Here is a 16799-nt window from a genome sequence, read left to right as displayed (position 1 = left end):
TCCTCACTGCACCGCGCTGATCTCCAGCAGCAGCGCCTGCTCCGGGTGCAGGGCCGGCAGCTGGAGCCCCACGGCACCCAGCACCGACCCGCTCAGCGTCACGCCGTGGTCGGCGGCCAGCCACCCCGGCGGGGTCAGCTGGAGCAGCGCCGGTTCCGGTACCCCGGCCGGCGGGCGGACCAGGTAGCGCCGGGACGGGTCGAGGCCGGGCAGCCGCAGCATGCCGGGCACCTGCGCCGCCGAGGTGGTCAGCCGGGAGACCGCGTACACCGCGTGGGAGCGGTCGTGGGCGACCACGCCGTGCGCCTGGACGGCCGGGTCGGCGTGGTCGAGCCGGACCACCCGGCCGCCGTGCAGCAGCGGGCGGAGTCGTTTGTGCAGCGCCACCCAGGCGGCGAGTTCGGCCCGCTCGGTCGCGGTGATCCCGCTGATGTCCCATTCGATGCCGTGGTGGCCGAAGAGCGCGGTGACCGCCCGGAAGCTCAGGTCGTGCACCCGGTGGGTGGTGTGTGAGCGCTCCGGGCCGATGTGGGTGCCGACCAGTTCGGGCGGGAGCAGCAGGCCGGTCCAGCGCTGGACGGACAGCCGTTCCAGGGCGTCGTTGCAGTCGCTGGCCCAGACCCGGTCGGTGCGCCGCAGGATCTCCAGGTCGACCCGCGCACCGCCGGACGAGCAGCTCTCGATCTCCACGCCGGGGTGCCGGGCGCGCAGTTCGTCGAGGAGCCGGTAGACCGCCACGGTCTGACCGTGCACCCCCGGCCGGCCGGCGTGCCCGGCCTCGGTGAGGTCCCGATTGTGGTCCCACTTCAGGTACGCGATCCCGTCGTGCTCCTTGAGCACCGCGTCCAGCCGATCGAGCAGGTGGGCGTACGCCTCCGGGTGCGCCAGGTCGAGCACCTGCTGGTGGCGCCATTCCGGCGGCAGCCGGCCGGGCGCCTGGAGCACCCAGTCCGGGTGGGCGCGGAACACCTCCGAGTCCGGGTTGACCATCTCCGGTTCCACCCAGAGCCCGAACTGCATCCCGTGCCCACGCACGTGGTCGATGAGGGGTTGCAGCCCGTCCGGCCACACGTCGTCGTCGACCCACCAGTCACCGAGCCCGGCCCGGTCGTGCCGGCGGCCCCGGAACCAGCCGTCGTCGACGACGAACCGTTCCACGCCCACCTCGGCGGCCCGGTCGGCGAGGCCCTTGAGCCGGTCCAGGTCGTGGTCGAAGTAGACCGCCTCCCAGACGTTCAGGGTGACCGGGCGCGGGGTGCGCGGGTGCTGCGGGCGGGCCCGCAGGTGGGTGTGCAGCACGTCGCTGAGCCCGTCCAGCCCTTCGGCGGAGTGGACCGCGTAGAGCAGGGGAGTGGCGTACTCCGCGCCGGGGGCGAGCACGATCTCGCCGGGGGTCAGCAGCTCGCCGCCCCCCAGGGTGGACTCGCCGGTCGGGCGGCGCTCGGCCACCGTGACGTGGTCGCCGCTCCACGCGGTGTGCACCGCCCACACCTCGCCATGCCCGAAGCCGAAGCCCGGGGTTCCGGCGACCAGCAGCAGCGTCGCGTCGTGCCCGGTCCGGCCGTGCCGGCCCTCGCGGACCCAGGCGCCCATCGGCCACGGGTGCCGCTGCGGCGTGCGTTCCCGGCACCAGCGCCCGGTGAGGTCGAGCAGCTCGGTGGCGACCGCCGGCACCGGCAGCACCGGGGTCAGCTCACGCACCTCGTACGGGGCGTCGCCGTCGTTGCGCAGCCGGTGCCGCAGCATCAGCAGCCCGGCCGGATCCAGGGTGAGCTCGACGGTCAGGGCCAGTCCCGCGCCCGGGTCCGTCGCCCGCACGGTCACCCGCGCGGCCGCGGCCCCGTCGTGGTCCCGGTCCTGCTCGGATACGCCCACCGCGTCCGCGCCGTCGCCACGCGGGTCGTCGACGTCGAGGGTGTCGAGGCGGAACGCGGTGGACCAGTCCCGGCCGTCGCGGTGCCCGGCCAGGCCGGGGCGGCCGCTCCAGCCGGCGCTCGCCTCGGGCAGCAGCGACAGCACCGTCGGCGCGTCGAAGCTGCTCGGCACCAACGGCGGGATGGTGGCGTCGACCAGCGCGGGCAGCTCGTCGGCCGGCAGCGGGCCGAGGTCGGTGCCCCAGTGCACGACCCGGGGCAGCCCGGGGCCGCGCGCGTCGAGCACCAGGCTGGTCCGCGCGCGGCGCAGGTGGACGATCGTCATCCCTTGCTGGCTCCCAGGGTCAGGCCCCGGACGAACTGCTTCTGCAACAGGAAGAAGATCACCAGGGTGGGGATCGCGACCAGTACCGAGCCGGCCGAGACGAGGTTGTTGTCGGTGAAGAACTCGCCGCGCAGGTTGTTCAGCGAGCTGGTCACCGGGAACTTGTCGCCGGTGCGCATCAGCACGGTGGCCCAGAAGAACTCGTTGTAGATCCAGGTCACCTCGAGGGTGGCCAGCGCGGCCAGGGCGGGCCGGCACAGTGGCATGGTGACCTGCCAGTACTGCCGCCAGACGCTCGCCCCGTCGACCATCGCCGCCTCGTACAGCTCGTGCGGCAGGGCCTTCATGTAGTTGCTCAACACGAAGACGCAGAAGCCGCACTGGAAGGCGACGTTGACCAGGATCAGCCCCCAGTAGCTGTCGTAGAGCAACTCCGAGTCGCTCATCCAGCCGGGCAGCGGGATCTCGGTGAACATCCGGAACAGCGGGATCAGCAGGGCCTGCTGCGGCAGCAGGTTCGCCGCGGTGAACAGGCCGAGCAGGGCGATGTTGAGCTTCCAGCTGAACCGGGCGATCACGAACGCCACGCAGGAGGCGAGGAAGAGCGTCAGCAGCACCGCCGGGACGGTGATGTAGACCGAGTTGAGGAAGTGCTTGCCGAAGTCGGCGGTCTTCCAGGCGGTTACGTAGTTGTCGAAGGTCCAGCCGCCGAGCGAGACGTAGCCGTTGGTGGCCGTGTACTCGTACGACCGCAGCGAGGTCAGCACCGCCCAGAGGATCGGGAAGAGCCAGCCGACGGCGACCGTACCCAGGAAGAGGTGCAGGACCACCCGGGCGGGCCGCAGCGGCCGGCGGCGCCCGGCCGGCGCGGCGGCCGTGGGCTCCCGGGTCAGCGTCACAGTGCTCATCGCCGGTCCTCCCGCATCACGGTGGCCAGGTAGAGGGTGATGAAGACCAGGGAGACGACCAGCATGATCGTCGCCAGGGCCGAGCCGAAGCCGATCCGGCTGGCCTCGCCGACCACGTTCTGGGTGACCAGCGCGGAGATCAGCTCCAGGCCGTTGCGGCCCTTGTTGACCACCCAGACCAGGTCGAACGCGCGCAGCGACTCGATCACCGTCACCACCAGCACGATGATGTTGATCGGGCGCATCACCGGGAAGACCACCCGGAAGAAGGTGCTGGTCTCCGAGGAGCCGTCCACCGCGGCGGCCTCCCGCAGCGACGGGTCGACGCCCTTCAGGCCGGCCAGGTAGAGCAGCATGATGTAGCCGACGTGCCGCCAGCCGGAGGCGACGAGCACCGCCCAGATGTTGACGTGCGGGTCGCCGTACCAGTCGGTGTCGCCGCCGAGCAGCGCGTTGAGCAGGCCCTGGTCGCGGCTGTAGATGAGCTGCCAGACGAAGCCGATCAGCGCCAGGGAGAGCACCACCGGCAGGTAGAGCGCGGTCTGGTAGAACCGGCTGCCGCGCAGCTCCTTGTCGAGCAGCACGGCGAGGAACATGCCGAACGGCGTGGCCACCACGAAGAGCGCGGCCAGCCAGAGCAGGTTGTGCTGGACCGCCGGCACGAACGGCGGGTAGATGTTCACCACGTCGTCGTAGTTCTTCAGGCCGACCCAGTTGATGTCGCCGAGCGGGCCGATGCCGTCCCAGTTGGTGCCGGAGAGCAGCACGGTCGCCGCCGCCGGCAGCCAGACCAGGCCGACGACGAGCAGCAGGGGTACCAGCACCATCAGCGTGATCACCACGCGGTCGGTGCGGGACAGGAGCCGCAGCCGGCGGCCACGACCACCCGTGGAGGTGGTCGCGGCCGGCGGCGGTACGGCGCGATCCGCTTGGATCAGGGGCAGGTCGGACATGGTGTCCTCCCCCTTTCCGCCGTCAGCTGGTGAAGATCGACTTCTTCTGGTTCTCGATGCTGGTCAGCAGCCCGCTGATGTCCTTCGGGTTCTTGATGAACTGCTGCAACGCCGGGATCATCACGGTCGAGGCGAAGTCCGGCCGGGTGTCCCGGTCGAGGAACTGGGCGATCTCGGTGGCCGAGCCGACCAGCTCGGCGGCCTTCTTCTTCAGTGCGGTGTAGCCGCTGGTGTCCCCGCCGCTGTTGGCCACCAGGGTGCCGGGGTCGCCCTTCACCATGATGTTCGCGGCGTCGACGCCGCCGATGTACTCCAGCAGCTTCTTGGCGTTCGCCTCGGACTTCGGCTTGCGGGCCATCATGTAGCCGTCGATCGGCGCGTCCAGCGCCTTGGCCCCGATGGTCGAGTCGATCTCCGGGAAGGTGAAGAAGTCGATGTCGTCCTGCTCGTCGTTGTTGAACTGCTGGGCGACGAAGAGGCCGAGCAGGTACATGCCGCTCTTCTTCTGCTGCAGCGACTGGGCGGCCTCCTGCCAGGTCCGGCCCAGCGCGTCCGGCTGGTGCAGCGGCAGCAGCCCGGCCCAGGTGTCGAAGACCTTCTTCACCTTGTCGGAGGTCCACGCCTCCTTGCCGGCCATCAGGTCGACGTGGAACTGGTAGCCGTTGATCCGCAGGTTCAGGATGTCGAAGGTGCCCATCGCCGGCCAGCCGTCCTTGTCGGCGAAGGCGATCGGGTTCAGGCCGTCCTTCTTCATTTGCGCGCCGAGCGTGTTGAAATCGTCGAGGGTCTTCGGCACCTGGTAGCCGTGCTGCTGCCAGACGGACTTGCGGTAGAAGACCGCCCACGGGTAGTACGACGCCGGCACGAAGTACTGCTTGCCGTCGTCCCCGGTGGACGCCTTCTTGAACGCGTCCGAGAACCCGGAGAGCTTGCCCCAGACGTCGCTGACGTCCCCGGCCAGGCCCTTGGCCGCGAAGAACCGCATCCGGTAGCCGGCGAACCAGGTGAACACGTCGTCCGGCTTGCCCTGCAGGTAGTTGTTGATGTTCTCCTGGAAGGTGTTGTGGTCGACCGTGTTGATCGCGACCTGGACCCCGGACGAGCTCTGGAAGCCGGCCGCCAGCTTGGCGAGGACGTCCTTCGGCGTCGGGTCCGAAGCGTTGGAGCCGACCGAGACCGTCTTCGAGCCGGCGCCGGAGTCGGAGTCGGAGCCGCAGCCGGCCAGCAGTCCCGTGCCGAGCAGCGCGCCCGCGCCGGCCGCGCCGGCGAGCAGCGAGCGGCGGTTCAGGCCGGCGATGGACGGGGGTACGAGTCGGGCGAGGTACTCGGCTTCGGTACGGGGACGGGACATTGTGCCTCCTGCGTGGAAGAGGTGCGCTGCGCCCAAGGGCCGTGATGGGTGGCGGGGATCGGTGTTCGTGCCGGCAGCGGTGGATCCACCGTGAATCCACATGTCCGAACACAAACAGCCGGTGGCGGTTGAAGCTACCCCTTGGTTCGGCGCTGTCAAGAGGGCAGAAGGACAGCAATAACCCAGTTGTTACGCGGTCGGGAAACGGTAAACGTTGGAAATCTGTCGATGTTGGAAAGTGTTGACTTGGGTGTCGTTCGGGGGCACGCTCTGCTGTCATGCGGAACTGGCAGGGCGAGAGCATCTGGTACGGCGCCGACTACAACCCCGAGCAGTGGCCCGAGCAGACCTGGGTCGAGGACATTGCGCTGATGCGGCGGGCCGGGGTCAACCTCGTCTCGGTCGGGATCTTCTCCTGGGCCCTGCTCGAACCGGAGCCCGGGAAGTTCGAGTTCGGCTGGCTGGACCGCGCGATCGACCTGCTGCACGACGGCGGGATCAGCGTCGACCTGGCCACCGCCACCGCCAGCCCGCCGCCCTGGCTGGCCCACCGCCACCCGGAGACGCTGCCCCGCCGGGCCGACGGGACCATCCTCTGGCCCGGCGGCCGGCAGGCGTACTGCCCCAGCTCGCCGGTCTTCCGGGAGCGCTCGCTCGCCCTGATCGAGGCCGTCGCCGGCCGGTACGCCGACCATCCGGCCGTGGTCATGTGGCACGTCTCCAACGAGCTGGGCTGCCACAACGTGCACTGCTACTGCGACGTCAGCGCCGAGGCGTTCCGCCGCTGGCTGCGCGACCGCTACGGCGACCTGGACTCGCTCAACGCCGCCTGGGGGACCGCGTTCTGGAGCCAGCGCTACCACGACTGGGTCGAGGTCAACCCGCCACGTACCGCGCCCACCTTCGCCAACCCGACGCAGCAGCTCGACTTCCTGCGCTTCTCCTCGGACGAGCAGCGGGCCCAGTTGCGGGCCGAGCGGGAACTGTTGACCCGGCTCGCCCCCCAGCCGGTCACCACGAATTTCATGATCGGCACCGGCGTGAAACACCTGGACTACCACTCCTGGGCGTCCGACGTGGATCTGGTCGCCAACGACCACTACCTGATCGCCGCCGCCCCGCAGCCGCAGGTCGACCTGGCCCTCGCGGCCGACCACACCCGCGGCGTCGCCGGCGGCGCGCCGTGGCTGCTGATGGAGCACTCCACCAGCGCGGTCAACTGGCAGCCGCGCAACGTCGCGAAGACGCCCGGCCAGCTGCGCCGCAACAGCCTCGCGCACGTGGCCCGCGGCGCCGACGGAGTCCTCTTCTTCCAGTGGCGGGCCTCCCGGGCCGGCGCCGAGAAGTTCCACTCCGCGCTGGTCCCGCACGCCGGCCCGGACACCAAGGTGTTCCGCGAGGTCTGCCGGCTCGGCGCCGACCTGCGGGCCCTCGCCGAGGTACGCGGCAGCCGGGTCGACGCCGACGTGGCGATCCTGTTCGACTACGAGGCCTGGTGGGGCGCCGAACTCGACTCCCACCCCAGCGTCGACGTCACCTACGTCGACCGGCTGGCCGCGCTGCACGGCGCGCTCTGGCGCGCCGGGGTCACCGCCGACGTGGTGCACCCGTCGGCCGACCTGTCCCGGTACAAGCTGGTCCTGGTGCCCACCCTCTACCTGGTCCGCGACGCCGACGCCGACGCGCTGCGCCGGTACGTCGAGGCGGGCGGGACCGTGCTGGTCACCTACTTCAGCGGCATCGTCGACGAGCACGACCACATCCGGCTCGGCGGCTACCCGGGCGCGTTCCGCGACCTGCTCGGCGTGCGGACCGAGGAGTTCTTCCCGCTCCCCGCAGGCGAGCGGGTACGCCTCGACGACGGCTCGACCGCCGACGTGTGGACCGAATGGCTGCACGCCGAGGGCGCGGAGGTGCTCGCGTCGTACGCCGACGGGCCGCTGCCCGGGGTGCCCGCGCTGACCCGGCACCCGGTCGGCGCCGGCGTGGCCTGGTACCTCGGCACCCGGCTCGACGACCCGGCCTCCGACCGGCTCGTCGCCCGGCTGCTCGCCGAGTCCGGTGTCCGGCCGCCGGTGGCCGCCCCCACGGGGGTGGAGGTGGTCCGTCGCCGGGCCGCCGACCGGAGCTGGCTCTTCGTCATCAACCACACCGACGCCGACGCCCGGCTGGCCGTCACCGGCGCCGAGCTGCTCGGCGGTGGCTGGTCCGACGGCGAGCTGGTGGTGCCGGCGGGGGAGGTGGCGGTGGTCCGTGAGGAGCCCGCCGCCGGGGACCCGGCGGCCGAGGCCGCCTGATCCCGCGTACCGTGCCTCGCGCACGTAGAGGAGGTGACATGCTCGCCCAGCAACGCCAGAGCGCCATCCTGGAGCTGATCCGCCAGCGTGGCGGCGTCCGGGTCAGCCACCTGGTCAGCCGCTTCGGCGTGTCGGACATGACGATCCGGCGGGACCTGGAGGTGCTCGCCGAACGGGGTCTGGTCGACAAGGTCCACGGCGGAGCGACGCTGGCCGGCCCGGGCTCGGCCGACGAGCCGGGCTTCGCCGCCAAGTCGATCCGGCAGCAGGACGAGAAGCGGGCCATCGCGGAACGGGCCGCCGGCCTGGTCGAGCCGGGCATGGCGATCGCGCTCTCCGCCGGCACCACCACCGCCGCCCTCGCCGCCCGGCTGGCCGACGTACGCGGCCTCACCGTGGTCACCAACTCGATTCCGGTCGCCGACGTGCTCTACCAGAACCCCCGTCCGGACCAGACCGTCGTGCTCACCGGCGGCATCCGTACGCCGTCCCACGCGCTGACCGGGCCGGTGGCCGAGGCCGCCATCGCCGCGCTCAACGTCGACCTGCTCTTCCTCGGGGTGCACGGGATGAGCCCGCGGACCGGGTTCACCACCCCGAACCTGCTGGAGGCGGCGGTGAACAAGCGGCTGATCGACGCGGCCCGGCGGCTGGTCGTGTTGGCCGACCACACCAAGTGGGAGACCATCGGCATCGCCACCATCGCCCCGCTGGAGGAGGCCGATGTGCTGATCACCGACGGCGGACTGCCGGCGGAGGCCCGCCGCCAGATCGGCGAGCAGGTCGGCGAGCTGATCGTCGTCGACGTCCAGTGAGCCGCTCACAGCCACTTCACAGCGCCGCGGGTTAGGGTGCCCTTCGTGGTCCCGCGCGCTCCAGGGTGGAGCGTGCCGACGGTGAAAGCGGGAGTGGCGATGGTCTTCAAGAAGATGCTGAGCGCGTTCGGCGTGGGCGGCCCGAGCGTGGACACGGTGCTGACCAACCCGAACACCCGGCCCGGCCTGACCCTCGACGGGCACGTCAACCTGATCGGTGGCGACACGCCGGCCAGCATCGAGCAGGTCACCGTCAGCCTGGTCACCCGGGTGGAGATCGAGGGCGGCGACTCCGAGTACGCCGGCATCATGGAGTTCCACCGGATGCCGGTCAGCGGTGCCTTCGAGCTCGCCCCGAAGCAGCAGCTGTCCATCCCGTTCCAGCTGCCGGTGCCGTGGGAGACCCCGGTCACCGACGTCTACGGCCAGCGGCTGCACGGCATGACCATGGGGCTGCGTACCGAGCTGGCGGTGGCCCGGGCGGTGGACCAGAGCGACCTGGACCACGTGGCGGTGCACCCGCTGCCGATCCACGAGCGGATCCTCGACGCCTTCCAGGCGCTGGGCTTCCGGTTCAAGCACGCCGACCTGGAGCGCGGCCGGATCCACGGCGTGCAGCAGACGCTGCCGTTCTACCAGGAGATCGAGTTCTTCGCCGCGCCGCAGTACGCCCAGGTGATCAACGAGGTCGAGCTGACCTTCGTGACCAGCCAGCGGGGTGTCGAGGTGGTGCTGGAGTGCGACAAGCGCGGCGGCTTCCTCACGGCCGGGCACGACGTCTTCGGCCGGTACGCCGTCCCGCACAGCGACGCCGACCGCACCGACTGGGTCCAGGTGGTGGACGGCTGGCTGCGCGAGACCACCTCGCGCTACGGCAACCTGCGCGCCCACGGCTTCGGGGCGCCGCACGGGCACCACGGCCACCGTGGCTCCGGGATGGGCGGCATGGTGGCGGGCGCCGCGCTGGGCGTGGTCGGCGGCCTGGTCGCCGGCGAGCTGATCGAGGACGCCTTCGAGGGCGACTTCGGCGACTTCGGCGACTTCGGAGGCGAGTAGCCACGACGTACGACGGTGGCCCCGGGGTGATTCCCGGGGCCACCGTCGTTCTCGGGTCCTGCGCTCGTCACTGTCGGGATCGGCGCTCCGCTACGGAACGGCGCGCGGTACCGGCCTTGGACAGACCACGGCTCACCAGGTAGGCGCCGGTCAGGACGGTCAGGTACCACCATGCCGCGTTCGGGTTGTTGATGTTCAGCCCGTTGGTGGCGGGGCCACGCCACAACGCGGCGATCACCACGACCACGATGGCGGCGGCGTACACCCAGAACTCGGTGGTCAAGAACGCCTGCTTGGTCTCGGTGCCCGGCGACGGCATCCGCTCCCGGTGCCCGTCGCCCATCACCGGCATCGGGCGGGTGGGCGTCTCCTGCATGGCCGCCCGGTTCTGCATGTCCTGCGCCGGCCGGTTCATGGGCCTGGTCGATGCGGCCTGCGTGCTCATCTGGTCCTCCTCAGGATGCGATGAGTCGTTCCCTCACTCCCTCGCCCCGCTACCGCGTTTCGGCCACGGCACGGTTCGCGTTCGTGGCGGGGGCACCCACCGTCTACCCGGGCCCCCGGCGAGGTAACGCCGGCCCCCGGCCGAATAGGAGCAGCCGGCCGGCGCCGGTGGAACCGGACGGCCGGGCATGGAGCGGACGTGCGGGTGGCGGGGCGGGGCGGGCCGGTTTGGGCGGCCGGTCGTCGGGCACGCACGGAAGATCCCGAGACGTCTGCGAGGTGGTTGACGTGCGTGAGGACGACATGCGGCAGGACGCCGCGCGGCGGGCCGAGGAGCGGGTCGCCGGTGGCGTGTACGGCAAGGGCGCGCTCGACGAGGTCACCGTGCCGCAGACCGATGTGCTGCGGGTGATCCAGGAGGAGGATCCGGACGACCCGGCGCACACCCCGGTGGACGCCAACGTGTTGCGCGACGGGGGACCGACCCGCGGTCAGGGTGCGATCACCACGACCGGTGGCACCGCCGGGCCGGCCAGCGCCCGCCGGTTGGCCCGGCAGCCGGAGCGGCACCGGGGCACGGTGGCGCCGACCACCACCGGCGACGCCACCACCGGCGGCCTGAGCACCCCGGCCGGCGGCTCCACCAGCGACGCGTCCAGCAGCGGCAGCCAGGTCGGCAACTTCACCGACGAAGAGCCGAACCCTGGCTGATCATGAGGTTGGCGGCACTCGGGGAGATCGAGATCGCCGTCAACCTCATGATCGACACAGGCGCGGCCGGCGAGGGTCAGGCCACGCGGAGGATGCCGAGGCGCTGGGTGGCGCGGGTGAGGGCGACGTAGAGGTCGCTGTGGCCGCGGGGGGACTCGGCGACGATCCGCTCCGGCTCGACCACCAGCACCGAGTCGAACTCCAGGCCCTTGGCCTGCTCGGTGGTGAGCAGCACCACCCGGTTCTCCAGCTCCGGCTGCTCGCCGACCGCCGCCTCGGGCAGGGCGGCGACGACCGCCGCGCCCAGCTCGTCCACCCGGCCGGTCGGCACGATCACCCCGAGCCGTCCGTCGGCCAGCCCGGTCGCCTCCCGCGCCGTCGCCTCGACGAGTTCGGCGGCGAGCCGGCCCGCCTCGACCGTACGGTCCCACGGCGGCACGCCGCTGGAGCGTACCGAGCGGGGCGGGCGCAGCGCCGGGTCGATCGCGCTGAGCACGTCGGCGGCGACCGCCATGATCTCGGCCGGGGTGCGGTAGCTGACGGTCAGCTCCTCCAGCCGCCACCGGTCCGCCACGTACGGTTCGAGGGCCTCCTGCCAGGACGGGGTGCCGGAGAGCGCCCCGGTCTGCGCCACGTCGCCGACGATGGTCATCGACCGGCTCGGGCAGCGGCGCATCAGCAGCCGCCACGCCATCGGCGACAGCTCCTGTGCCTCGTCGACGATGACGTGCCCGAACGCCCAGCTCCGGTCGGCGGCGGCCCGCTGCGCGGTGGTCAGCCGTTCGGCGTCCTCCTGCCGTTCCGACAGCCGGTCGGCATCGATCAGGTCGGTGACGCCGAGGATCTCACCGCCGTCCGCCTCGTCCTCGACATCGATGGAGCGGGAGCCGCGCCAGATCTCGAGCACGCCCTCGGCGTACTCGCGTTCCAGGGCCCGCAGCCGCTCGCGGCGGGCGACGGCGGCGCGCTCGTCCTCGCCGAGCAGCTCGGCCGCCTCGTCCAGCAGCGGCACGTCGGCCGGCGTCCAGCCGCCCGGCTCGCGGCGCAGCAGTGCGCGCTCGGCGTCGGTGAGCATCGGCGCGGCGGCGGCGATCCGCTCGTCGCTGGCGTACAGGTCGGCGAGCAGGCGCTGCGGGGTGAGCACCGGCCAGAGCTCGTCCAGGGCGGCGCGGACCTCGGGCTCCTCGCGCAGCTCCCGGCGGATCTCGGCGACGTCGGCCTCGGAGAGCAGGTTCTCCCCGCCGAGCGGGTCGGCACCGATCCGCTCGGCGACCTGGGCGGCGAGCGCGTGGACGATCTCGACGTCGAACAGCGCCCGGGCCAGGTTGTGCGGTCGCTGCGACCGGCGGACCCGGTCCCGGGCCTGGCGGACGACCGCCGGGTCGAGGGTGAGGATCTCCTGCTGCGGCAGCTCGATCTCCAGCGGCTCGTCGGGCACCCACTGCCGGTCCCGGACGGCGTTCGCCAGCACCTCGGCCAGCACCGCGCGCCCCTTCAGCGCGGCGGTCTCCGCCGGCTCGCTGCGCCGGGCGCTCACCCCGGGGAAGAGGTCGGCCTGGGTGCGGAGCAGCACGCCCGTCTCGGCCAGTGTCGGGAGCACTTGGGAGATGTAGCGCAGGAAGGTGGCGTTCGGGCCGACCAGCAGCACGCCCCGGGTGGAGAGCTGCTCCCGGTGCGTGTAGAGCAGGTAGGCGGCCCGGTGCAGCGCCACCGCGGTCTTGCCGGTGCCGGGGCCGCCCTGCACCACCATGACGCCCGGCAGGTCGGCGCGGATGATCCGGTCCTGCTCGGCCTGGATGGTCTCGACGATGTCGCGCATCCGGCCGGTGCGGCCGGCGTTCAGCGCCGCGAGCAGGGACGCCTCGCCGGTCAGCTCCTCATGGGCGGTCGGAGAGGCGGTGGCGATGTCCAGCACCTCGTCGTTGAGGCCGGTGACCTTTCGCTCCCGGGTGCGCAGGTGCCGGCGCCGGCGGACACCCTGCGGGTTGGCGGCGGTGGCGAGGTAGAAGGCGCGGGCGGCCGGGGCGCGCCAGTCCATCAGCAGCGGGTCGTAGTCGCCGCCGGTGTCGAAGATGCCGATCCGGCCGATGTAGCGGCGGGCGCCGTCGTCGCCGTCGAGGCGGCCGAAGCACAGGCCGCTCTCCACCGCGGAGAACCGCTCGACCTGCTCGGCGTACATCCCGACGGCGGAGTCCCGCTGCGACCGGGCCTGCAACGTGCCGCCGGTGGTCTGCAGCTCCTCGGTGAGCCGTCGGGCGGCCTGCTCCCGCATGCCGTCCAGCCGGTCGTAGAGCATCGAGACGTACTCCTGCTCGCGACCGATCTCGTCGTCCTGGTGCAGCTCACCCGATACGTCGGAGTGGGTTGACAAGCCGGCTCCTCATTGGCTAAAATGAGCGCAGGAATGGCGTTTTATCGCCATTCCTTTTTGCGTTTGAACTGAGAAAGATACCGCGTGGCCCGCCGCCGGACCAAGCTTGCCCGGCCGCCCGCGACGACGTCACACCGCCGCGCCGCAGACCCCGGAACACGGATCGGGGGCCCGGCCGGCTCACGCCGACCGGACCCCCGACGGGCCCTGCTCCCGGTTCAGCCCCGGGCGGCCTGGTAGAGCCGCTCCGGCGTGACCAGGCCGGCGAGCACCCGGCCGTCGTCGGTGAGCAGCACGCTGAACAGCTTCCCGGTGAGCAGCCGCCCGCTGCCCCAGTCCCCGCTCACCTTCGGCAGCCCGCCGAGCACCTTGGCGATCGCGTCGGCGCCCGCCGCATCGGGGCCGCCGGCCGGTCCGGCCGGCTTCGCACCCCGGGCAGCGCCGCCGGCCGCGTCGAGCTTCGCCACCAGCACCGTGGTCCAGCCGGTGCCGACGGTACGCACGTCCGGCGCGTCCTTGCCCCGGTCGGCCCCCGGCTTGGCCAGGTCGGCGTCCGGCAGGTGCTTGCCGGCCGGGCCGCCCCCGGTGGCCGGCTGCTCGGTCACGGTCACCCCCGGCGGCGGGTTGAACCGGAACTGGTCCGCGTCCGGCGTGCGGAAGTCGACCTGGGTGAAGGCGACCTCGAAGGCCGGCTCCTCGGCACCGTCGGCGAGCACCTCGAAGCGCAGCGGCACGTGCTCCTTCGCGTCCAGCGCGATCCGCACCTGGTGCACCAGGGAATCCTTGTCGCGCGGGGTGAGCACCAGCTCGTACACGCTCCGCCCGGCCACGGTGGCGGACCGGCCGACGGTGACCGCGGTGCTCGGGTCGATCGCGGCGAGCGCCCGGTCGGCGGCGTCGGCCGGGGTGGCCGGCGCGGACGGCGTCGCCGCGCCGTCCGCCGGCAGCGTCCGGTGCGACGCGGTGTTGGTCCGGCTGCTCCAGGTCCAGACGTCGCGGCCGTTGCGCAGCACGTCCCGCTCGCCGAGCGTGTCGACCAGGGCGAGCCGCTGCCGGTCCGGGCCCGCGTACCAGACCCGCAGGGTGTGGGTGCCGGTGATCAGGCTGGTCAGCTCGTCCCCGCCGGCCGCCCCCGCCAGGTCGGCGATCGGCGGCAGCCCGAGGTCGGCGCGCTGCACGACGGTGCCGGAGAGCCCGTCGAGGCGGGCCGTGCGCAGGTCCTCCAGCAGCTGCGCGGCGGAACGTGGGGGCAGGGCGGGGTCGGCTGCGGCGAACGTGCCGACCGCGGCGGCGCCGCCGATCACGGCGACCCCCGCGGTCACCGGGACCAGCCACCGCAGCACGGCGGGGTTCTTCAATACGGACATGGTGGACACCTCCTGACCGTAATGCTGCACCCCGGTCGCTGTGAGGGCGCTGAGGAGATTCCCTAGGGGGTGTCACCTGGTGGCACCCTGGACGCGTGCGGTTGCTGGTGGTGGAGGACGAGTCGCGGCTCGCGGGCGCGTTGCGGCGCGGCCTGCAGGCGGAGGGGTTCGCGGTGGACGTCGAGTCCACCGGCCCGGCCGGGTTGGACGCCGCCCGGCACGGTGACTACGACGCGATGATCCTCGACGTGATGCTGCCCGGCCTGTCCGGGTACGAGGTGGTGCGCCGGCTGCGGGCCGCGGAGCAGTGGCTGCCGGTGCTCATGCTGTCGGCCAAGGACGGCGAGTACGACCAGGCCGACGGATTGGACTGCGGGGCGGACGACTACCTCACCAAGCCCTTCTCGTACGTGGTGCTGCTGGCCCGGCTGCGGGCGCTGCTGCGCCGCGGCGCGCCGGAACGCCCCGCCGTGCTGGCCGTGGGCGACCTTCGGCTGGACCCGGCGCGGCGGCGGGTGACCCGGGCCGACGCCGAGGTGGCCCTGACCGCCCGCGAGTACGCCCTGCTCGACTACCTGATGCGCCGGCCCGGTCAGGTGGTCTCGAAGACCGAACTGCTGGACCACGTCTGGGACGCCAGCCTGGACACCGCCCCGAACGCCGTCGAGGTCTACGTCGGCTACCTGCGCCGCAAGATCGGCCGGGAGCGGCTGGAGACGGTCCGGGGCGCCGGCTACCGGCTCGCCACATGAGGCGGACCGGAAGGGCCCCTTTGTCTCGCCTCCGGCACAGGAGGGGACCCCTGCTCACGCTCGGCCTGCGGGCGAGGCTGATGGCGATCGGCGTGCTCGGGCTGGCCATCGGGCTCGCGCTCGGCGGGACGCTGCTGCTCGGCGCGCTCGGCTGGACGCTGCAGCGCACGGTCGACGCCGAGGCGTTGCGGACCGCGGACGCGGTGGCGCTGCTCGCCGACTCCGAGGCCCTGCCCGATCCGCTGCCGGTGGCCGGCGGTCAGCTCAAGGTGCAGGTGGTCGACGGAGCAGGCCGGATCCGAGCCGCCTCGATCGACGCGGACCGCCTGGTGCCGATGCTCCGCACCGACCAGCTGCGCGCCGGGCAGCGCCAGCGGCTGGTGGTGGACGGGCGGCGGGTCGGGCTCAACGGCCCGGTGCGGGTGGTGACCGTGCCGGCGGGCACCCCGGCCGAGCCGCTCACCGTGCTGGTCGCCAAGTCCCTGACCGACGTCCGGCACAGCCTGCACGTGGTCCGGACCCTGCTGCTGGTGGGCTTCCCGCTGCTGGTCGCCGGGCTGGCCGTGGTCGCCTGGCGGGTGGTCGGCGCCACCCTGCGGCCGGTGGAGGCGTTGCGCAGCGGCGCCGCCGAGATCACCGACCGGGCCGGTCCGGGGCGGCTGCCCGTACCGGCCGCCCGGGACGAGATCCAGCGGCTGGCGGTCACCCTCAACGACATGCTGGACCGGTTGGCGGCGGCCCGCGCCCGGCAGCGGGCCCTCGTCGCCGACGCCGCGCACGAGCTGCGCAGCCCGCTGACCAACATGCGGACCGAGCTGGAGGTGGCCCGGCGGCTGGGCGACGCCACCGACTGGCCGGCGGTGGCGGAGGACCTGCTCGCCGACACCGAACGGCTCGGCCGGCTCGTCGACGACCTGCTGCTGCTGGCCCGCCTCGACGAGCAGCCCGCCCGGCCCGACGCGCCGCCGCGCACCCTCGGCCCGGTGGAGCTGGGCGAGCTGCTGCGCGGGGTGGCCGCACGCTACCCGTCGCCGCCGGTGCGGCTGGTGCTGCCGGCCGGGCCGCTCTGGACCGAGGGGGACCCGGGGGAGCTGCACCGGGTGCTCACCAACCTGGTCGACAACGCGCTCCGGCACGCCCGCGGCGAGGTGCTGCTCGGGGTGACCGGCCCGGATCCGGACGGGCCGGTGCCCGCCCAGCGGGGGGCGGGGCCGGGGGAGCGGGCGTACCACGTGGTGACCGTGACCGACGACGGGCCCGGCATCCCGCCGGCCGACCGGGAGCGGGTCTTCCAGCGGTTCACCCGGCTGGACGACGCCCGGGCGCGGGACGCCGGCGGGGCAGGCCTGGGACTGGCCATCGTGCGGGAACTGGTCCGTCGGGCCGGCGGCACGGTCGACCTCGCCGACGCGGCGGCGGACGGTGGGCCGGGGCTGCGGGTGACTGTCCGGTTGCCGGCGCTGGTCGAGCCGGAGGCGGACTAGACGAGTAAGTCCTAACCCTGGGCGGGGCTGCGGGCGCAGCGAAGGGTGTTGATGATCCGTTTGTGACGACAGACATCAACACCCTTCTCAC

At 72.7% G+C, this 16799-nt stretch carries 13 protein-coding genes; 6 read left to right on the top strand and 7 right to left on the bottom strand.

The window, feature by feature from the left end; genetic code table 11:
* Positions 1 to 3 precede the first annotated feature (3 nt).
* From ACFYOS_RS15015 to ACFYOS_RS15000, 4 genes are read right to left on the bottom strand one after another with little or no spacing between them, the layout of a single operon-like run.
* On the bottom strand, positions 4 to 2199 hold the full coding sequence (locus ACFYOS_RS15015; RefSeq protein WP_387140660.1) for an alpha-galactosidase: 2196 nt from the start codon (positions 2197 to 2199) through the stop codon (positions 4 to 6).
* Positions 2196 to 3107, bottom strand: a complete 912-nt coding sequence (locus tag ACFYOS_RS15010; protein ID WP_387140656.1) for a carbohydrate ABC transporter permease — start codon at positions 3105 to 3107, stop codon at positions 2196 to 2198. The genes ACFYOS_RS15015 and ACFYOS_RS15010 overlap by 4 nt, the downstream gene beginning before the upstream one ends.
* Entirely contained in the window at positions 3104 to 4060 is a 957-nt protein-coding gene (locus ACFYOS_RS15005) for a carbohydrate ABC transporter permease (RefSeq protein ID WP_387140653.1), read from the bottom strand. Before ACFYOS_RS15005 ends, ACFYOS_RS15010 begins: the two co-directional genes overlap by 4 nt.
* A 22-nt stretch (positions 4061 to 4082) precedes the next feature.
* The gene (locus ACFYOS_RS15000; RefSeq protein ID WP_387140650.1) at positions 4083 to 5411 is read right to left on the bottom strand and encodes an ABC transporter substrate-binding protein; all 1329 of its coding nucleotides are present in this window, start codon (positions 5409 to 5411) and stop codon (positions 4083 to 4085) included.
* A gap of 278 nt (positions 5412 to 5689) precedes the next feature.
* On the opposite strand from ACFYOS_RS15000, the gene ACFYOS_RS14995 reads away from it, so the two are divergent.
* The 3 genes from ACFYOS_RS14995 (at position 5690) to ACFYOS_RS14985 (ending at position 9579) form a co-directional block, all read left to right on the top strand.
* Positions 5690 to 7708, top strand: coding sequence for a beta-galactosidase (locus tag ACFYOS_RS14995; protein ID WP_387140647.1), 2019 nt, complete (start codon positions 5690 to 5692; stop codon positions 7706 to 7708).
* 38 nt (positions 7709 to 7746) lie between these two features.
* Positions 7747 to 8523, top strand: a complete 777-nt coding sequence (locus tag ACFYOS_RS14990) for a DeoR/GlpR family DNA-binding transcription regulator (RefSeq protein WP_387140644.1) — start codon at positions 7747 to 7749, stop codon at positions 8521 to 8523.
* Between the two features lie 99 nt (positions 8524 to 8622).
* Positions 8623 to 9579 (top strand): sporulation protein, encoded by a 957-nt coding sequence (locus ACFYOS_RS14985; RefSeq protein WP_387141070.1) that lies wholly within the window; start codon positions 8623 to 8625, stop codon positions 9577 to 9579.
* A gap of 67 nt (positions 9580 to 9646) precedes the next feature.
* Here ACFYOS_RS14985 and ACFYOS_RS14980 read toward each other — a convergent pair whose 3' ends face one another.
* Positions 9647 to 10024, bottom strand: coding sequence for a hypothetical protein (locus ACFYOS_RS14980; protein WP_387140641.1), 378 nt, complete (start codon positions 10022 to 10024; stop codon positions 9647 to 9649).
* A gap of 287 nt (positions 10025 to 10311) precedes the next feature.
* Between ACFYOS_RS14980 and ACFYOS_RS14975 the strand changes: the two genes are divergently transcribed.
* Positions 10312 to 10734 carry a hypothetical protein gene (locus tag ACFYOS_RS14975; RefSeq protein WP_387140638.1) on the top strand — a complete coding sequence of 141 codons (423 nt, stop codon included), beginning with the start codon at positions 10312 to 10314 and terminating at the stop codon, positions 10732 to 10734.
* A 76-nt stretch (positions 10735 to 10810) separates the two neighbouring features.
* Here the strand turns inward: ACFYOS_RS14975 and ACFYOS_RS14970 are convergent, their stop codons facing one another.
* Together ACFYOS_RS14970 and ACFYOS_RS14965 are read right to left on the bottom strand one after the other, a co-directional pair.
* Positions 10811 to 13030, bottom strand: coding sequence for a HelD family protein (locus ACFYOS_RS14970; RefSeq protein ID WP_387141067.1), 2220 nt, complete (start codon positions 13028 to 13030; stop codon positions 10811 to 10813).
* Positions 13031 to 13323: 293 nt separating this feature from the next.
* On the bottom strand, positions 13324 to 14472 hold the full coding sequence (locus ACFYOS_RS14965; protein WP_387140635.1) for an outer membrane lipoprotein carrier protein LolA: 1149 nt from the start codon (positions 14470 to 14472) through the stop codon (positions 13324 to 13326).
* Positions 14473 to 14567: 95 nt separating this feature from the next.
* Between ACFYOS_RS14965 and ACFYOS_RS14960 the strand changes: the two genes are divergently transcribed.
* A complete protein-coding gene (locus ACFYOS_RS14960) occupies positions 14568 to 15224 on the top strand; it encodes a response regulator transcription factor (RefSeq protein WP_387140633.1) in 657 nt (218 codons plus the stop codon).
* Between the two features lie 80 nt (positions 15225 to 15304).
* Positions 15305 to 16708, top strand: a complete 1404-nt coding sequence (locus tag ACFYOS_RS14955; RefSeq protein ID WP_387140631.1) for an ATP-binding protein — start codon at positions 15305 to 15307, stop codon at positions 16706 to 16708.
* Positions 16709 to 16799: the final 91 nt, after the last annotated feature.

Origin of the sequence: Micromonospora sp. NPDC005806 (assembly GCF_042871425.1) — a bacterium.
GTDB lineage: Bacteria > Actinomycetota > Actinomycetes > Mycobacteriales > Micromonosporaceae > Micromonospora.
Note: the sequence above shows the minus strand (reverse complement) of the source record. Positions and strands in the feature narration are given on the sequence as shown.

Coding starts and splice junctions, on each gene's coding strand:
- ACFYOS_RS15015 (WP_387140660.1), bottom strand. CDS start 2,199: ATGACGATCGTCCACCTGCGCCGCGCGCGGACCAGCCTGGTGCTCGAC.
- ACFYOS_RS15010 (WP_387140656.1), bottom strand. CDS start 3,107: ATGAGCACTGTGACGCTGACCCGGGAGCCCACGGCCGCCGCGCCGGCC.
- ACFYOS_RS15005 (WP_387140653.1), bottom strand. CDS start 4,060: ATGTCCGACCTGCCCCTGATCCAAGCGGATCGCGCCGTACCGCCGCCG.
- ACFYOS_RS15000 (WP_387140650.1), bottom strand. CDS start 5,411: ATGTCCCGTCCCCGTACCGAAGCCGAGTACCTCGCCCGACTCGTACCC.
- ACFYOS_RS14995 (WP_387140647.1), top strand. CDS start 5,690: ATGCGGAACTGGCAGGGCGAGAGCATCTGGTACGGCGCCGACTACAAC.
- ACFYOS_RS14990 (WP_387140644.1), top strand. CDS start 7,747: ATGCTCGCCCAGCAACGCCAGAGCGCCATCCTGGAGCTGATCCGCCAG.
- ACFYOS_RS14985 (WP_387141070.1), top strand. CDS start 8,623: ATGGTCTTCAAGAAGATGCTGAGCGCGTTCGGCGTGGGCGGCCCGAGC.
- ACFYOS_RS14980 (WP_387140641.1), bottom strand. CDS start 10,024: ATGAGCACGCAGGCCGCATCGACCAGGCCCATGAACCGGCCGGCGCAG.
- ACFYOS_RS14970 (WP_387141067.1), bottom strand. CDS start 13,030: ATGCTCTACGACCGGCTGGACGGCATGCGGGAGCAGGCCGCCCGACGG.
- ACFYOS_RS14965 (WP_387140635.1), bottom strand. CDS start 14,472: ATGTCCGTATTGAAGAACCCCGCCGTGCTGCGGTGGCTGGTCCCGGTG.
- ACFYOS_RS14955 (WP_387140631.1), top strand. CDS start 15,305: ATGGCGATCGGCGTGCTCGGGCTGGCCATCGGGCTCGCGCTCGGCGGG.